Raw genomic sequence first — 16,016 nt, forward strand, 5'->3', positions numbered from 1 at the left:
TTACACGCGCTTATGCGCAATTTAATACGATATTTGAGGTCTATACGACATGTCTAAAGTTACAGGCACAGTTAAGTGGTTCAACGCTGATAAAGGTTACGGTTTCCTAACTCAAGATAACGGCGGCAAGGACGTTTTCGTTCATTTCCGTGCGATCATCTCTGACGGTTACAAAACGCTTCCAGAAGGTCAGCGAGTAGAATTTGAAGTTGAAGAAGGTCAAAAAGGTCTTCAAGCTGCTAACGTGCAAGCTATCTAAGAATTCAAAAACGGCGGTCATTTGACCGCCGTTTTTCTTTCTATTGGCTGCATTTCCCACGCTCACGCTAAATGCTTGACTAGGCTTTTAGTGCATAACACTTTTAGTCTATAACGCTTTTGGTATAACTCACTTTTAACGAATAGCGCTTTTCTTCAATTGCCAGTCTTCAGCGTAACTATCGTTACCGTTTCTTGTTTACACCGCACCAGATCACAAAAGCACTCGTTCACCCCAATAAATTTGATGCTCGCAGTATATTCCTAATATCAGTACGCCACAGTATTGCGTAGTCATGGTGTTTAATGCTTTACTCGATATAACGATGAATACGCCTTCAGGGAGTGCTTTATGCGCATCACATCAATAATTCGAACCACACTGGCTGCTTTACTACTTCTTCTTTGTTCAAACTCTACTTATGCCGCCCAAGCAGATGGGCTAGTCGTTGGCGAGAATGTTTTGGCAACAGTGCTCAACACCGAAATTCGAGTAGTAGATGTAATGCCCAGTGAAGAAAAGCGTCAAAACATGAAAGAGCAGGCGAAAGATAACTACGCCGAAATGCTCGAATATGTCGCCCATGTAAACGCGTCTAACAAAATTTTCGAACTAGTGTTAGAGGATTACGTTAAGGAAAAAGGTATTACGCTTGACCAAGCGCTAGTAAATAAGTTTATCGATAAGTTTAAAAGCCAGGTATCTAGCGAAACTTCATCAAAACCTATCGAAGAAATAGCGGTTAAGCAGGTAATGCAATTCCAAGGTGAAAAAGCCATGTTCGAAGAGTTTAGCGGTCGTGTCGTTTTTCGACAGTCTAACCCGCAAATGCCTATTGATGCTTACAATAAACTACTCTCTCGCTATCGTGATGCGGGTAAACTTAACATAATAGATGAAGACCTAAGCGAAACGTTTTGGGATTTATTCTCACCTCCTTATCAGTATGAAATTTCTCCCGAAAACGTGGATTTTTCAAAGCCTTGGTGGCTTTAGATAAAGTATGAGTAACAAAACAAATATAAAACTGAAAGTGTTGGGGATGCAGGGCCAGGTTCCACTATGGCTAATGATAAAATGAGCGGTATAGACGCAATAGATAAAGCTATTTTGGCCATGCTTCAGAATAATGCTGATACGCCTGTTGCAGAAATCGCCGAGCAAGTCGGGCTAACGGTAACGCCCTGCTGGCGGCGCATTCAAAAGCTAGAAGATAAGGGTATAATTTCTAGGCGAGTGGCGCTGTTGCAAGCAAAGCAGCTAGGCCTTGCAATGACGGTTTTCGTTCAAGTGAAAGCAGGAAGGCACGATGGAAAATGGCTAGCAAGTTTCGCCAAGCACGCAGCGTCATTTGATGAAGTTGTTGAATGTTATCGTATGTCAGGGGAGTACGATTACTTGCTAAAAGTCCTCGTCACCGATATGGATTGCTTCGACCACTTTTATAAGCGATTGGTTAACGGTATAGAGTTTTCAGACGTTACGTCTAGCTTTGCCATGGAACAGATTAAGTACACAACCTCAGTCCCTTTAAACCACATTTAATACGCCAAAAAAATGGGGCCGGTTTGACGGGCCCCATATAAATTAATGATTTTGGTCTTCAACGTGCTGGTCGGCAAATATCTTGGATTTCTTTTTAATTTTACATCCTAAGATACGCTGCGCATTTTTACGGCCGATGTAATGAGCGACTGTATAGGGGTGCGCGCGTTTGAAGAACCGTGAGAACGAATGGAATACATTTTCCATAGTATTGGCTCCTTCTAGTAAAAATTGCCCCAAATAAAATATAGTAATATTACAGTTTGATGTCAACAAAATAATTGTCATTAAACAATTTAGATATCTCGTTCACATGATAAGGATAGACTAAGTACAACTGAGCACCCTCTATTCATTGATATACATTGTTCGAGAGAAAGGATCATATCTTGATCGCAGGTTTTCAGATCGAGTTTCCGAGCAGGTTATAGTCGTCGCCGAAAACGCCACAGGCCAGAAAGTAGTTGGAAACAGAATAAACTCACAACGTATAAGCGCCAATTATAGCGCTGAATAGAAAGTGAACACCACTGACTATCAGTGATGTTCACTATTGTTTTGAGTAATTAGGATCTGCTGGGATCCCAATAATAAATACTAGTAGTAAGAAAGCTTCTCTGATTTACCGGAGAAAATCTTATACACCATGGCCGTATAAGCCAGAATGATTGGCACAACAATAACTACACCGACTAGCAAGAAGCGCAGGGAGTTAGCGTCACTGAGCGCATCCATCACCGTCATCTGCCCAGGTATAATAAACGGGTAGTAACTAATGCCAAATGCGGTAAAGCAAAGTAAAAATACAAGCAAGGCTATAAAGAACGGAAGCCATTCGCCTTTACCTTGAGCGTCAGGCAGCTTTTTAAGCAATACCCCACACAATGCTAAAAGCGCAAAACATGCTACGGGTATAGCAAAAAGCACATAGCCCCAAGGTGCAGACAGCCATAAGTCTCGCACATCATCGTGTAGGGTTAAATTAGCGATACTTACTGCAGTAATTCCCACAGCCAGTACAACCAACCCTCGGCGTGCCCAATAATATGCTTTTTCTTGAAGCTCTCCTTCGCCTTTGAGTATTAACCAGCATGAGCCAATAAATGCATAGGCCGCTGTTACTCCAAATGCCGCAAGTAGAGCAAAGCCTTGAGCCCAAATATCAGTGCGAAGCCCTGTCACGTAAATACCTAACATGTATCCTTGCGCGAGCGTAGTTAAAAGCGAACCGTATTTAAATACTAAATCCCACTTACGCTTTTTCACCTGCACAACCTTGGCGCGAAAATCGAATGCCACACCGCGCAAAATAAGCCCTAACAACATGAAAGTTGCAGGTAAGTACAGAGTTTGCAGAAACTCGCTATGGGCTTCAGGAAAAGCAATGAGCAGTAAGCCTATGGCAAGCACAAGCCAGGTTTCATTGGCATCCCAGTAAGGCCCAATAGAGGCTATCATATCGTCGCGAAAAGCCTCTTTTCTTGGCGGTATTAATACGCCAACACCTAAGTCATAGCCATCTAAAATAGCGTACAGTAATACAGATAAACCAAGTAAGCCGACGTAGATGTTTCCAAGCATTTCTGCTGATACATTTTCAAACATGTTTGCTCTCCTTATACCGTGCTTGGGTCAGGTTCAGAGGGTTGCATCTTAGCCTTCGCTACTTCGCGCTCTTCCGTCGTTATTTCCTCGATTTCCACTGCTTTTCTACACATCAACATAAGCGTTCCCATGTATGCGATTAAGAGCACCGTGTAAATGACGAGGTAAAGCGTGAACGACAGAGCAATATTGGCCGGTGGCAATTGGGTAACAGCATCAGCGGTTCTTAAGACGCCACTCACCAAATAAGGCTGTCGACCTATTTCTGTAACGTACCAGCCAGCTAACGTTGCTATCCAGCCGCTAAATGCCATACCTGCAAACGTACGTTTCAGCCACACAGGAAATTCTTTCTTGCGAATAAGGTAAAGACTACCAAGCCATGAAACAGCCAGCATTAGCATACCCATACCTACCATGACTCTGAAGCCGAAGAAAACAGGGGCTACAGGTGGGTGCTCTCCCTCAAACTCATTAAGCCCTTCTATCTCTCCTTTGAGCTCATGGGTAAGAATTAAACTTGCACCGTAGGGAATAGGAATTTCAAAATGATTCTCTTTGCTTTCTTCGTCAGGAATTGCAAAAAGCAACAAAGGTGCGCCTTCAGTGGTTTCCCAAAGCCCTTCCATCGCTGCCACTTTTTGAGGTTGATGTTCAAGGGTATTTAAACCGTGCATGTCGCCCGCAAAAATTTGCAGCGGAATTAACACTGCCGCCGTATAGGTGGCAGTTTTAAGCGCGAGCTTAGGCGCAAGCTTGTCGTCGCCTTTAAGCATGCGGTAGGCTGAAAGCCCGGCAATAAGGAAACTAGCCGTTAACCCAGACGCCAACATCATATGAGCAAAGCGATAAGGGAAAGATGGGTTGAAAATGATTTCTTTCCAGTTGGTGGCATACACCACACCATCGACTACTTCAAAACCTTGTGGGGTTTGCATCCAGCTATTAAGCGCTAATATCCAAAATGCAGATGTTGTGGTGCCGAGAGCGACTATAAGGGTGGATGCTGTATGCAGCCAGTTAGGAACACGGCGTATACCAAATAGCATGATGCCTAAAAACGTGGCTTCTAAGAAAAAAGCGGTCAGTACCTCGTAACCTAAGAGCGGACCGGCCACGTTACCCACTTTCTCCATGAATCCAGGCCAATTAGTGCCAAACTGAAATGACATTGTGACGCCGCTAACCACGCCTAATGCAAAGCTTAGGGCAAAAACACGTACCCAAAAACGATACATGCGCATCCACACAGGGTGACCTGAAATGTTAGAACGCAGTTTAAAATAGAATAGAAACCAGCCCATCGCCATGGTGATGGTTGGAAATAAAATATGGAAACTAATATTTAACGCAAATTGTAATCGAGACAGCAAGAATGCATCCACAGAGAGCCCCCTTAGTTAACGCTGTTTTTCCCCGGAAGCAGCTTGTCCTTAAGCTCAAGCATACGGCCCACGCCAGAACCTAACTTCATCAACGTGTTTAGCTTTTCAGGTCCAAGATTTTGAAGCTCTTCAGACCATGCCGTAATTGATTCGAGTAAATCATGAATTTCGTTCAGTTTATGTTGGGCGTTTGCCTCCTTTTCATTAGCAGGTGCGTCAAGAAGCAAATCCCGAAGCAGGCTCATGGTTGGGTCTATTTCGCGCTTTCTGCGCTCTTCAAATACTCTGTTTGCTAATGTCCAGATATCGCCAGCGGGAATAAAGAACTCTTTTCTTTCGCCGGGAACGTGATGTTGTTTTACTAGGCGCCATGATTGAAGCTCTTTTAAACCCATACTGGTATTGCCTCTGGAGATATTGAGCGCATCGGCAACCTCTTGTGCCGAAATGGGCTCTTCGTTTAATACAATAAGCGCAAGAATTTGCCCTACTGTTCTATTAAAACCCCAGCGACTTCCCATTTCGCCAAAGTGCATGACTGCAGATGTAATTAAAGGCGTCATTTTCATTCTTATTTTCCAGAAGTTTCAGAAATTACTGAAAGTTTATTGCGTCAGATCAAAAAAAGCAACAATAAAAAGCTTTGTAAGCTAAATTTTATTGATAATTTAATAAAAGTTAATTAGGAAAGTTTCAACGATATTGCATGCTTTGGTTGCAATAAGTTGTTATCGTGGTTGTGTAATTAAAACCCTCATGAAAGTTAGCTTTCAAAATTTCTCGGCCAAGGCAATGCAACACGTTACAGATAAAAAGATAAAGACGCTTCAGAACTGCGAAGATGAAGCTATTCACCTAATCGAAAGTGTTCAAAGCTTTGGTTACGTTATAGCGGTAGACCCTGAAACTAAAAAAATTCAGGTGTTCAGTGAAAACATCAATGAACTATTTAAAGTCAGTATCACTGCGGGTGAAACCCTTATTACTGAACTCATCGATACCCCTTCTGATGATGCCCCCACTTTTCAAAGTATTTATCAAAGCGTAAAAGGCGGAGACACGCGCCGAGCGTATCAATGGAAATTTGCCGACAACGCGCTTCATTTAGACAACTGGGAAAAAGAGGGTAGCGGTGTCGCGTTCGATTCAAACGGTTTACTTGTTATTGAATTAGAGCCCACCCCGCAGCTTAGCTATGAAGCTGCCCAACAATGGGTACCGATGGACGTAGATATTCGCACATTGCTTCCTGATGTGGATGGATGCGAGTCTATCAGTGATGTCGCAGACGCCATTGCGGGCGTATTTAAGCGCTATATAGGGTTTGATTCGGTGATGGTTTATCAGTTCGATAAAACCTATAGCGGAGAAGTAATTGGCGAAGCAAAATTACCAGCTTCACGCTCTTTCAAAGGTTTGAAATTTCCGGCATCTGATATTCCTAGCCAAGCCCGAGCTCTGTACTTAAAAAATCGCGTACGTTGCGTATTTGACGTAGAACAAAACCCTATTGCTTTAAAGCCAACAGTGCAAGAAGCAGAGCGACCGCCACTGGATTTATCCATGTCTATGGTTCGTTCAGTGTCGCCGGTTCATATTACTTATCTTAAAAACATGGGTATACGTTCATCGTTTTCAGTGTCCCTTGTGTTTGAAGGTAAACTTTGGGGGTTACTTGCTTGTCACAATAACGAGCCTAAATATATCGACCAAAAAAAGCGTTTGGTATGCGAATCCCTCGGTCATCTCTATGCGTGGCAGCTACACACTAAAGCCTTGCATGAAAAGAAAGAACAGTTTCAAATTCGCCAACGTAAGCTAAACACTATTATTCATCAGCTTACTGGCTTTGCTAACCCGCTTGAGGCGATAACCCAAAAAGAAAAAGGCCTTTTGGATGTTGCCAATGCATGTGGTATGGCGGTTATTACCCCTGTAGATAAATATTTAGTAGGTAAAACGCCCTCTGAACAAACATTAACTCGCCTTCTCGACAAATTCGTCATTCCAAATTCTGAAGAGTCAATTGCTATTAGCAAGCTGGCGGAAGAAGTGTCGGAGCAATGTGACCTCAATGGCATTCGCGGCATGTATATATCCTGTGTATCTGCCAAGCTTGGTTACTACACGGTTTGGTTTAGAGAGCAAAAAGACAAAACCATACGATGGGCGGGCCGCGAAGCCGCAAACAAAGATATTGGTAAGGTACTAACGCCTCGTAATTCCTTTGATATGTACTTACAAAGTGTTGCTGATGAGTCGATTGAGTGGAGTGAGGATGATCAGCTTATAATAGAAGGTTTTGATCATCTATTTATACCTTACGCGCTAAGCCTGAAAGCTTCGCTCGATAAGCAAATTAGTAAATTAGAAGAGTTAGATAAAGCTAAAGATCAGTTTTTAGCGAGTATTTCCCATGAACTTCGTTCACCCCTTAATTCAATTGTAGGTTGGACCGATTTAGCCCTGATGGATGTGACGAATGTCGATAGAATGTCCGACGCATTAGGCGTTATCAAACGCGCTGCGTCTACACAGGCCGCCTTAATAAATGACATTTTAGATTTGTCGCGCATTATCTCCGGCACCATGAAGCTCAGCACGCATTCACTTAATATTGCTTCATCTATTTCTGAGGTGGCTAAATCATTTGAAGCGGGCTTTGCCAGCAAGAATATCCATTTGTCGATCAATTGCGAAGACGAGCATACTCAAATTCTGGGTGATAATTTGCGTATTAAGCAGGTGATAAATAATCTGCTCAGTAACGCTCTTAAATTTACAGCAAAAGGCGGAACCGTACATGTGCGGGGCCGAAGAGAACATTCAAATTACTTGTTTCGTGTAAAAGACAACGGTAAAGGAATGACCCAAGATCAGATAGCCCGGGTTTTTGAGCGCTTTTACCAAGGTAAAGATTCTCATAACAAACTCGGCTTGGGGCTGGGTTTATCCATTGTAAAGAGCTTAGTTGAAATGCACGGCGGGGAAATTCGCGCCGAAAGTGATGGACCAAATTCCGGGACTACTTTCTTTGTATCTTTGCCTATTGCTCCTCTTAGCTTGCACGATGACATTATCGAAACCAAGAATAGCGAAATCAGTGATTTAACCGAGTCTTTGCGTTTAAGCGGTTTACGAATCTTGGTAGCAGAAGACGAGCAAGACGCCCGTGACTTTATAAAGTTATTTTTAGAGTCTAACGGTGCCCGCGTCAACGTAGTTAAAAACGGGCTGCTCGCATGGAAAGAGCTAAACGATATGCCCGAAGCTTTCGATCTATTACTGTCGGATATTGGCATGCCGGAAATGGATGGGTTAGGTCTAGTGTTAAAAATAAGAGCTAGCGAAATCCCCGAGATTGCGAAGCTCAACGCTGTGGCACTTACTGCATACGCCTATACATCAGACCGCGTTAAAGCCCTTAAAGCCGGCTTCAATAATTACGTATCTAAACCCGTTGACGGAGAAGAGTTGCTGACTATTTTGGAAATGTACATGCCAGAAACGTCACTCTAATAGCTGAAAACCGCGCCTGTAGGTCTAGACAGCCTTCAGCGCGCGGATAAGTGCATACTGCGTGGCATTGTATTGACTACAACCTGAATACAGAGTCTTAAATCAGGCTCCGTTGATGCCCAATAGCGAGTTAGGATCTGTTAGGCTTTCAAAATTCATCTACCAGCGGCGAAGCAGCTGTTCATAGACACTTTTATCTAAAAGTGACTCTCGGGCCGATAAGCTTTCTTTAGCTGAGAGTACTGCGCGTGCCTCTTCTAACGATACATATTGCTTACCATCAACATAAAACATGCTGCTTTCAGAGGTAGGCTTACCATCTAGCGAGTAAACTGTGTCTAATAAGTCCGCAGTTGTAGTTATGCTGCTATGTCCAATATAGTCGGCTACGCCATCTCCATTCACATCTTTCGTTAGCCATGCCAATGCAAGAGGCTGATTAAGTTCACCGTTATTTTGTAACGTTGATATGGCTTGGTTAAATTTTGCAATAATGCTCTCAGCACTGGCAACATTTTTACTGATAGCTATTTGAAACCCCGTTTTGGCTAAAGGCTTTGCTGAAAAGTGCAAAGTTTCTTCGTTATCGTTCGCCAGCAGTATGTTTAGCTCTCGCGTGAGAAGCTGGGTAGTAATCAAGTAAGGTGCTCTATCATCGGCAAGTTGGCGAAAGGCATCAAACGTTGTGGGGTTGCGCGACCACTTTATATCTTTAAGTAGTCTGAACGAGGGTGTGTTTGCAAAGCGGTTTTCAATCGCAACCCGGTTACCTTTTAAGTGTGGAAAAAGCTTTATGTCTTCTACGTTTGCCTTCTTACTTACTGCGTAAAGATAAACAGGTAAGTAAATGTCGGATAGAAAATAATTGCTGCTGTCCTCGCCCAAATTTATGTGGGCAAACTCACCGTCTAATTTCCCTGTTAGTACAGAGCTACCTAAAAAAGCTTGTCGCATAACCTGAAGTTGAATATCCAACTCCGCCTTTTCAAACACCTTTTCAAGCAAAGCATTAACTCGAGCAGGCTCACCATCATCGCTTATATAAGTTTCAAAGGAAGCGGCACCTAAAGTCGTGGGGGCGGCTTGTAAAGGCGAAATGTTGACTAAACAAAGGGCAAGGATGATGCCTAACAAGGAAAGGCGTCGAGCAAAAAAAGAGAGCGAAAATGCGCTAAATCTTACCAAAGGTGAACTCCGAACTGCCGTCATGCATTTATTACACTGTAATGTAGTTAGTCAGTTAATTCCAATAAACCCGCACTGGTTTAAATTAACAAAATGTAAGCGGCATCAATTAATTGTGTGTCATGCTAACGTCTAGGCAGGCTTTTGTTGAGTAAAGTCATTCGTGACGATAAGCCAGTTTCCATTACCCACTTAACGTCACGAACTTGATCGGATACGTAATTGGATGAGTAAGCGTATAGGTACGCTCAATATAAGCGCTCAATACAAACGCTTATTCTCCAAAGCTTCCCGCAGGACCTGGATAAACGACAACGCTTTCAACACCGTCCTTGTTAACGCTGGCAACTCCAAAAAAGTAGTTGTCGATAACAACGTTCTCAAGCATGGCTTCGGTCACATTGCCCACATACTTACTGTATTCCCATTGCGGAGCATCAGTATGACGCCAATAGACTTTGTACCCTTTAAGCTGAGGGTTCTCTTCAGCGTCTAGTGCATCCCACTTCAAAAAGGTTGAGGGCTGAACGGCGCCGGCAATTTCTACGTTTGCAGGTGGGTTAGGCGCCCAGGCCATTGCTGCAAGAGAAACAGCGTTTAAACCGGTAAGCTTAGCGGCGTAGTCAAAGTTAACGCCATCTAAGGTATCACCATAGGCAATACCGTCTTCTACGCGAAGGTCTTGGTGCTGGCGGGTGTAGTTTTCGTTAGTTTCCATAATACGAATACCCGGGTAGCCCAAATCATTGAACGGGCGATGGTGGCCACCACGACCAAAGCGGTCCAAACGATAAATCACCATAGTGTCTAAATTTTCAATGTACTTATCGGCAATTTTATCGATATAGCGGGCAAGGTTTCGGCTTGGCGAGTCTACTTCACCCCCGGTGAATCGTCGCATTCGCGCTTCTTTTTCCGTTTCGGTTACGCGTGTACCTTCGGCAAACAAGCGAGCGGTGGTGTTATTAATCACACCGTTAACCCCTTCGATATTGCCTATCATGTCGTTATTGAGCACGGCTTTAATTCTCCAGCCGTCTTTTTTGGCATGGTTTGCCATAATACGCCCGCCGAAAAGCCCTTGCTCTTCGCCAGATAGTGCAGCATACACGATACTGCCGTTAAACTTGTACTTTGATAATACTCGTGCCGCTTCAAGAGTACCGGCAACACCCGAGGCGTTGTCGTTTGCACCCGGTGAGTCAGACGTGAAATCCATGACATCAGATACTCGTGAGTCAATATCGCCAGACATAATCACATAGCGGTCCGGATCAGTACTACCACGCTGAATCGCAATTACGCTGACCACTTCCACTGGGTCTGGAATACGTTTCTCACCACTAATCACTTCTGATTGGTAGTACACTTCCAAACAGCCACCGCACTCAGCTGAAATTTTATCAAATTCAGATTTAATCCAGCGGCGCGCAGCGCCTATACCACGGGTATCAGACTCGGTTTCAGAAAGGGTATGGCGAGTACCAAAATTCACCAACTTGGTAATGTCTTTTTCAATGTTTTCGGCAGAGACATTTTTAGCAATATCGTAAAGTGCTTGCTGCTGTTCGCTTTGTGCGTGAGCAGCGAAAGAAACGGTGCCGCTCAATAATACAGCAGATGTCAGCAGGGTGTTTTTACTTATTTTTGCGCTTAAGTTAGCGAGTGCGGATAGGTTTTTTATCATTGTTCTCTCCATTGTTTATCTTTCCACCATAACCAATACGCAGCTTGGCTACAATTGGAGTAAACCTGTTTAATGGTTGGTCATCGCAAGTCATTGCGATTGAAAAGCGGAGTAAGGCGCTGAGTATAAAAAACGATCTGTAACAAAGAACGAAAAAACCGGCATTCGCCGGCTTTCACAATGTGAGGTGTACGCTAGCGCTTAAATAAACGCAAATGCGTCGCCAAACAGGTTCTCAACTTTTAAGCCGCGCTGAGTAAAATCGTCGCGCACGACTTTAGCCATTTCGAAGCGGCCGGCAACATATACTTGAACGTTCGCAAAGTCAGCGTGGTCTGCCATTACCGCATGGTGTACCCAGCCCGTTCTGCCTTTCCATTCGTCACATGCAAACTCAACAACCGGCACAAAAGTGAAGTGATCGTTAGCTTCAGCGAGTTCAGTTAGCTTGTCAGCTAAATACAAATCAGCCGCGTGTTTTCCACCCCAATAAAGGGTAAGTGGTGTTTTGTCACCACTATTAAGATGCTCTTGCAGAATTGAGTAGGTATACGAAAAGCCAGTACCACCAGCAATAAGCACCATAGGCAGCCCGTTACTTTGCAAAAAGGCATTGCCATTACCTACGTTTACAGTAATTTCGCCATCTGCACGCATGCGCTCTAGCACTTCACCAGCGTAGCTGTTGCCAGGCTCTGCACCAATGTGTAATTCAATGCGGCTGTTATCAAACGCGGCATTAGCAATAGAAAACGGGCGCATATCTTTTTCGCCCATCACCACCATAGCGTACTGACCCGCCTTAAACTCAACAGGGCTTTCTGGCGTCAATTCAACTTTTTGTACCACTTCGGTTAAAGGCGTGATGCTTGCAACCTTACACTTAATCTCTGACATGTATTCTCTTTAAACCTTCTTGCTAGCTTGTCGCCTTTTTATGCGCTTTGAGACAAGCGCATGCTTTAATAATCGTTAATAGCGCTACATCGAGTCGCTACATAATACCAAGACTGTCCCAAATATCATCAACGCGTTTCTTAACGTCTTCGTCCATCACAATGGGCACGCCCCATTCACGGTCGGTCTCGCCCGGCATCTTGTTTGTCGCGTCCATGCCCATTTTCGAACCTAGCCCTGAAACCGGTGACGCAAAGTCCAAGTAATCGATAGGCGTATTTTCTATCATCACCGTGTCGCGGGCTGGGTCCATACGGGTAGTGATAGCCCAGATAACATCGTTCCAGTCGCGCGCGTTAACGTCGTCATCGCACACTATCACAAATTTTGTGTACATGAACTGTCTTAGGAAAGACCACACGCCCATCATTACCCGTTTTGCGTGGCCCGGGTACTGTTTCTTCATGGTAACTACCGCCATACGATAAGAGCAGCCTTCCGGTGGCAAATAGAAATCAACAATTTCAGGGAACTGCTTTTGCAAAATTGGTACAAACACTTCGTTTAGCGCAACACCTAAAATGGCTGGTTCATCGGGTGGACGGCCTGTATAGGTAGAATGATAAATAGGATCTTTACGGTGCGTAATATGGGTAACGGTAAACACAGGGAAGTCGTCGACTTCGTTGTAATACCCAGTGTGATCGCCATAAGGGCCTTCAGGTGCAGTTTCATCCTGTGCGATATAGCCTTCAAGCACAATCTCGGCACTGGCAGGTACTTGTAAGTCGTTACTGATAGACTTAACCACTTCGGTTTTATCGCCGCGCAGTAGGCCTGCAAAAGCATATTCTGAAAGGGTATCTGGAACAGGAGTAACCGCGCCCAAAATAGTGGCGGGATCTGCACCTAGCGCCACAGACACAGGGTAGGGTTCGCCCGGATGGGTTTGACACCACTCGCGAAAATCAAGGGCACCACCACGGTGTGATAGCCAGCGCATAATGAGTTTGTTTTTGCCAATAACCTGCTGACGGTAAATCCCCAAATTCTGGCGCTTTTTGTGTGGTCCTTTAGTAACACTCAAACCCCAGGTTACCAAAGGTGCAGCGTCACCCGGCCAACAGCGCTGAACCGGAATTTTTGATAAGTCTACATCGTCACCGGTGAGCACCACTTCCTGACAAGGCGCTTTTTTAAGTACTTTGGCGGGCATATTCAGCACCTGCTTAAATACTGGCAGTTTCTCCCAAAGGTCTTTAAGCCCTTTCGGCGGCTCAGGTTCTTTTAGGTAAGCCAGCAACTTGCCCACCTCGCGTAGCGCTTCAACAGAATCTTGCCCCATGCCCATAGCCACACGCTCTGGTGTACCAAATAAATTCGCCAGTACCGGCATATCGTGGTTTTTAGGGTTTTCAAACAACAGTGCAGGGCCGCCAGCACGCAAAGTCCTATCGGCAATTTCTGTCATTTCAAGGTCGGTATCAATGGGCTGGCTAATGCGTACCAACTCGCCTTTTGCTTCAAGCTGGCGAATAAAGTCGCGTAAATCTTTGTACTTCATCTGTTTGGCGTATCCACACACGTTATTTATGGCAAGAATATACCATTTTAGTGCAAAGTCCGATCAGTAAGCGGTGTGAAACCAACATTAAACGTTCTACAGACAAATTAACCTTTACAGTGGCGCCATTTAAGTGTGATATAGCAATATGTTATGAAATTTAACAAATACGGGCCAATAGCGCACGGCGTGCGTATTCTTACTTAGCCCTTCTATTTTAGTGCTTTGCGATAACACGCCGCAGTAATGCGCGTGCATTAAAACCCTAATAACCCTTTTTTTGCCTAAGGTGGTTACATGAGTTCATTCGATCAGGACATGCTAGACGAGTTAAATTTGCTACTGAAGTTTCCTGCAGACAGTCTGCTTCAGGGGCTGAAAATCCATCACGATGCCAGTCAAAGCATGGTGAACGCAGCATCCAGGCTGTACTCGAAAGGCTTAATTACCCAGCCAGACGGTGGTTACCTAACTGATTTAGGTATTGATTTAGCCGACCACGCCCGTCATATCCAATCCGCCATGTGCCCGCGAAAAAGTAGTCATTAGCCTAAACGTTTTTTTGCTATATCTTTTAATAGATGGGTCAAAGTGAAATAGGCTTTGGCCGCGCGCAATTATTTACGTAAAGAAAAGCGTCTATTGGTTAAGTTAATCTATACTAGGTCGATAACTAAACTAAGTTTGCGTTATCAACAATTATTGCTTAGCTATGAAACAAATTATATCTACCGCTCTATTAATCTGTGCCTCCGTAGCGGGGTTTTCTGCTCATGCGCTTGAAGGTGAGACGATAGAAGAGCTGCGTGCCGTTCAGCTTTACAGCCAAGACGCGCTCATCGACATGATTAACGCGAATACCCACCTAGATAAAGTGGTAGAAGACAGATGTCAGCTTGTTCAAGACATTGAAGCTCGCGCCGATGTGCTAAAAATTCCAGCCTACCAATTTTTATGGGGCGATATGCTGGCGTGGGGGGTATGCGTAGATGCTGAACCCGCTCGTGGAATTGGTTATATGGAAGACGCAGCGAATCAAGGTTTGCCAGCGGCACTTGAGCAGCTTGGACGTTACTATGCAAAGGGCACGCTGGTACAGCAGGATAAAGCACGCGCGGTGGTGTACTTACGAGAAGCCGCAGCACTTAAAAACCTAAAAGCGCAGATTCGTTTGGTCGAGTTGTTTCTAGAAGGTCACGGTAGCCCTTACGATTATGAAGATGCGTATCACTGGTTGTATAACTCGGTGACCAACGACAAAAAACAGCACCAGCAGATAGCGTCTTACCTCGCTCGTTTAGAAAAACTTATGCACCCGAAAGCTGTGCGTGAAGCAAAGCGACCTTTAGACAGTTAATATTACTGAGGCCTAACGCTTCCGCCAGCCTGTAAGCATAGGGCGAATTAACTGAATATTTCCCATAGATTGCACAGCAAACACTGCAGCGACGTGTACTAGCACACATGCGTAAAGCACATCAGCCATAATACTGTGTATCCATTCCAGCGTACTATTACCGAACATGGCATCTATTTCTTCCATCATAAAACCAGTAATACCTAATCCCAGCATTAGCGTGATAACGGCCATTATCATTAGCCAGCCGAACGGGTTATGACCATGGTGAGTGGGAATTTTCTTTTGTTTTACGTGTTGAATATGTTCAGTGAAGGCTTGTTGATGCAATGACACATTAGAAAAGCTTGCGTATTCAGTGGCAACCTTTTTACTAGCTTCGAATTTGGTTGATAAAAAGCCCCAGCTAACCCGTATGGATATAAACGCTACCGCGATATAACCAGCTATTTCGTGATAAAGGCGACCTGGCTCCACAATAAAATAGTTGGTCACAAAGGTAACGACAAGGCCCCAGTGGCATAGGCGCAGCACCCAATCCCAAATATAAATGTCCGAAGGCGTATCTTTAGGTCTGTACATTACATAACTTTCTTAAGGTAAAACAAAAACGCTGCAATAGTTTGCAGCGTTTTTATCAAGTATTAAAGCAAGCGAGCTATCAGCCGTTTGCTAAAACACGCCTAGTGCATTTCTTTCTTAACAATGCTGCCATCAACTGGGTTGAAATAAATTTCTACTTTGTTTTCTTCTTTATCAAAACCATAGATTTCGTAGCAGTTGCCGCTAGTTACTTTAAATTCGTTGATTTTGTAGCCTTGCGCTAATAGCTGAGCCTGAAACGCATCTTGATTTTGCCATTCAGCTTCAGGTGCAGTAGTACACTGCGTAGTGCCATGCTCTGCACTACAAGCAGTTAATAGGGTCGCAGCGCCAATAACCGTAGCCATCATTAATTTTTTCATTGCAGTCTCCATTTCGCTTTTTAGTTAAACGTTGTTTCTGTCCTACGT

At 44.2% G+C, this 16,016-nt stretch carries 15 protein-coding genes; 6 read left to right on the forward strand and 9 right to left on the reverse strand.

The features are described from left to right. Nucleotides 1-49: 49 nt before the first annotated feature. From cspE to ACXAFM_RS11630, 3 genes are all read left to right on the forward strand, one after another. Entirely contained in the window at nucleotides 50-259 is a 210-nt protein-coding gene (gene cspE, locus ACXAFM_RS11620) for a transcription antiterminator/RNA stability regulator CspE (protein WP_012519905.1), read from the forward strand. 351 nt (nucleotides 260-610) lie between these two features. After that, nucleotides 611-1,255, forward strand: a complete 645-nt coding sequence (locus tag ACXAFM_RS11625) for a hypothetical protein (RefSeq protein WP_474834636.1) — start codon at nucleotides 611-613, stop codon at nucleotides 1,253-1,255. Between the two features lie 66 nt (nucleotides 1,256-1,321). After that, nucleotides 1,322-1,804 (forward strand): Lrp/AsnC family transcriptional regulator, encoded by a 483-nt coding sequence (locus ACXAFM_RS11630; protein ID WP_474834638.1) that lies wholly within the window; start codon nucleotides 1,322-1,324, stop codon nucleotides 1,802-1,804. Nucleotides 1,805-2,401: 597 nt separating this feature from the next. Here ACXAFM_RS11630 and ACXAFM_RS11635 read toward each other — a convergent pair. From ACXAFM_RS11635 to ACXAFM_RS11645, 3 genes are read right to left on the reverse strand one after another with little or no spacing between them, the layout of a single operon-like run. After that, nucleotides 2,402-3,409: a cytochrome d ubiquinol oxidase subunit II gene (locus ACXAFM_RS11635; protein WP_474804381.1), complete on the reverse strand. Its 1,008-nt coding sequence runs from the start codon at nucleotides 3,407-3,409 to the stop codon at nucleotides 2,402-2,404. Between the two features lie 11 nt (nucleotides 3,410-3,420). Beyond that, nucleotides 3,421-4,794: a cytochrome ubiquinol oxidase subunit I gene (locus ACXAFM_RS11640; RefSeq protein WP_474804384.1), complete on the reverse strand. Its 1,374-nt coding sequence runs from the start codon at nucleotides 4,792-4,794 to the stop codon at nucleotides 3,421-3,423. Between the two features lie 11 nt (nucleotides 4,795-4,805). After that, entirely contained in the window at nucleotides 4,806-5,363 is a 558-nt protein-coding gene (locus tag ACXAFM_RS11645) for a GbsR/MarR family transcriptional regulator (RefSeq protein ID WP_136783374.1), read from the reverse strand. Between the two features lie 223 nt (nucleotides 5,364-5,586). On the opposite strand from ACXAFM_RS11645, the gene ACXAFM_RS11650 reads away from it, so the two are divergent. After that, a complete protein-coding gene (locus ACXAFM_RS11650) occupies nucleotides 5,587-8,313 on the forward strand; it encodes an ATP-binding protein (protein WP_474834640.1) in 2,727 nt (908 codons plus the stop codon). Nucleotides 8,314-8,472: 159 nt separating this feature from the next. Here the strand turns inward: ACXAFM_RS11650 and ACXAFM_RS11655 are convergent, their stop codons facing one another. The 4 genes from ACXAFM_RS11655 to ubiD form a co-directional block, all read right to left on the reverse strand. Continuing rightward, the gene (locus tag ACXAFM_RS11655; protein ID WP_474834642.1) at nucleotides 8,473-9,498 is read right to left on the reverse strand and encodes a substrate-binding periplasmic protein; all 1,026 of its coding nucleotides are present in this window, start codon (nucleotides 9,496-9,498) and stop codon (nucleotides 8,473-8,475) included. Nucleotides 9,499-9,772: 274 nt separating this feature from the next. Continuing rightward, a complete protein-coding gene (locus ACXAFM_RS11660) occupies nucleotides 9,773-11,185 on the reverse strand; it encodes a M28 family metallopeptidase (RefSeq protein ID WP_474834643.1) in 1,413 nt (470 codons plus the stop codon). 201 nt (nucleotides 11,186-11,386) lie between these two features. Next, a complete protein-coding gene (gene fre, locus ACXAFM_RS11665; protein ID WP_474829636.1) occupies nucleotides 11,387-12,082 on the reverse strand; it encodes an NAD(P)H-flavin reductase in 696 nt (231 codons plus the stop codon). A gap of 97 nt (nucleotides 12,083-12,179) precedes the next feature. Next, nucleotides 12,180-13,646, reverse strand: a complete 1,467-nt coding sequence (gene ubiD, locus ACXAFM_RS11670) for a 4-hydroxy-3-polyprenylbenzoate decarboxylase (RefSeq protein ID WP_179984729.1) — start codon at nucleotides 13,644-13,646, stop codon at nucleotides 12,180-12,182. A gap of 297 nt (nucleotides 13,647-13,943) precedes the next feature. Between ubiD and ACXAFM_RS11675 the strand changes: the two genes are divergently transcribed. After that, nucleotides 13,944-14,195 carry a TIGR02647 family protein gene (locus ACXAFM_RS11675; RefSeq protein ID WP_118491853.1) on the forward strand — a complete coding sequence of 84 codons (252 nt, stop codon included), beginning with the start codon at nucleotides 13,944-13,946 and terminating at the stop codon, nucleotides 14,193-14,195. 163 nt (nucleotides 14,196-14,358) lie between these two features. Continuing rightward, a complete protein-coding gene (locus ACXAFM_RS11680; RefSeq protein WP_474834645.1) occupies nucleotides 14,359-15,003 on the forward strand; it encodes a tetratricopeptide repeat protein in 645 nt (214 codons plus the stop codon). A 12-nt stretch (nucleotides 15,004-15,015) separates the two neighbouring features. On the opposite strand, the gene ACXAFM_RS11685 is transcribed toward ACXAFM_RS11680, so the two are convergent. Both ACXAFM_RS11685 and ACXAFM_RS11690 read right to left on the reverse strand, forming a co-directional pair. Continuing rightward, on the reverse strand, nucleotides 15,016-15,585 hold the full coding sequence (locus ACXAFM_RS11685; RefSeq protein ID WP_474834647.1) for a cytochrome b/b6 domain-containing protein: 570 nt from the start codon (nucleotides 15,583-15,585) through the stop codon (nucleotides 15,016-15,018). A 101-nt stretch (nucleotides 15,586-15,686) separates the two neighbouring features. After that, nucleotides 15,687-15,968 (reverse strand): PepSY domain-containing protein, encoded by a 282-nt coding sequence (locus ACXAFM_RS11690; protein ID WP_474834649.1) that lies wholly within the window; start codon nucleotides 15,966-15,968, stop codon nucleotides 15,687-15,689. Nucleotides 15,969-16,016 lie beyond the last annotated feature (48 nt).

The organism is Alteromonas sp. ABD4_190 (genome assembly GCF_056160105.1).

Coding starts and splice junctions, on each gene's coding strand:
- cspE (WP_012519905.1), top strand. CDS start 50: ATGTCTAAAGTTACAGGCACAGTTAAGTGGTTCAACGCTGATAAAGGT.
- ACXAFM_RS11625 (WP_474834636.1), top strand. CDS start 611: ATGCGCATCACATCAATAATTCGAACCACACTGGCTGCTTTACTACTT.
- ACXAFM_RS11630 (WP_474834638.1), top strand. CDS start 1,322: ATGGCTAATGATAAAATGAGCGGTATAGACGCAATAGATAAAGCTATT.
- ACXAFM_RS11635 (WP_474804381.1), bottom strand. CDS start 3,409: ATGTTTGAAAATGTATCAGCAGAAATGCTTGGAAACATCTACGTCGGC.
- ACXAFM_RS11645 (WP_136783374.1), bottom strand. CDS start 5,363: ATGAAAATGACGCCTTTAATTACATCTGCAGTCATGCACTTTGGCGAA.
- ACXAFM_RS11650 (WP_474834640.1), top strand. CDS start 5,587: ATGCAACACGTTACAGATAAAAAGATAAAGACGCTTCAGAACTGCGAA.
- ACXAFM_RS11660 (WP_474834643.1), bottom strand. CDS start 11,185: ATGATAAAAAACCTATCCGCACTCGCTAACTTAAGCGCAAAAATAAGT.
- fre (WP_474829636.1), bottom strand. CDS start 12,082: ATGTCAGAGATTAAGTGTAAGGTTGCAAGCATCACGCCTTTAACCGAA.
- ubiD (WP_179984729.1), bottom strand. CDS start 13,646: ATGAAGTACAAAGATTTACGCGACTTTATTCGCCAGCTTGAAGCAAAA.
- ACXAFM_RS11675 (WP_118491853.1), top strand. CDS start 13,944: ATGAGTTCATTCGATCAGGACATGCTAGACGAGTTAAATTTGCTACTG.
- ACXAFM_RS11680 (WP_474834645.1), top strand. CDS start 14,359: ATGAAACAAATTATATCTACCGCTCTATTAATCTGTGCCTCCGTAGCG.
- ACXAFM_RS11685 (WP_474834647.1), bottom strand. CDS start 15,585: ATGTACAGACCTAAAGATACGCCTTCGGACATTTATATTTGGGATTGG.
- ACXAFM_RS11690 (WP_474834649.1), bottom strand. CDS start 15,968: ATGAAAAAATTAATGATGGCTACGGTTATTGGCGCTGCGACCCTATTA.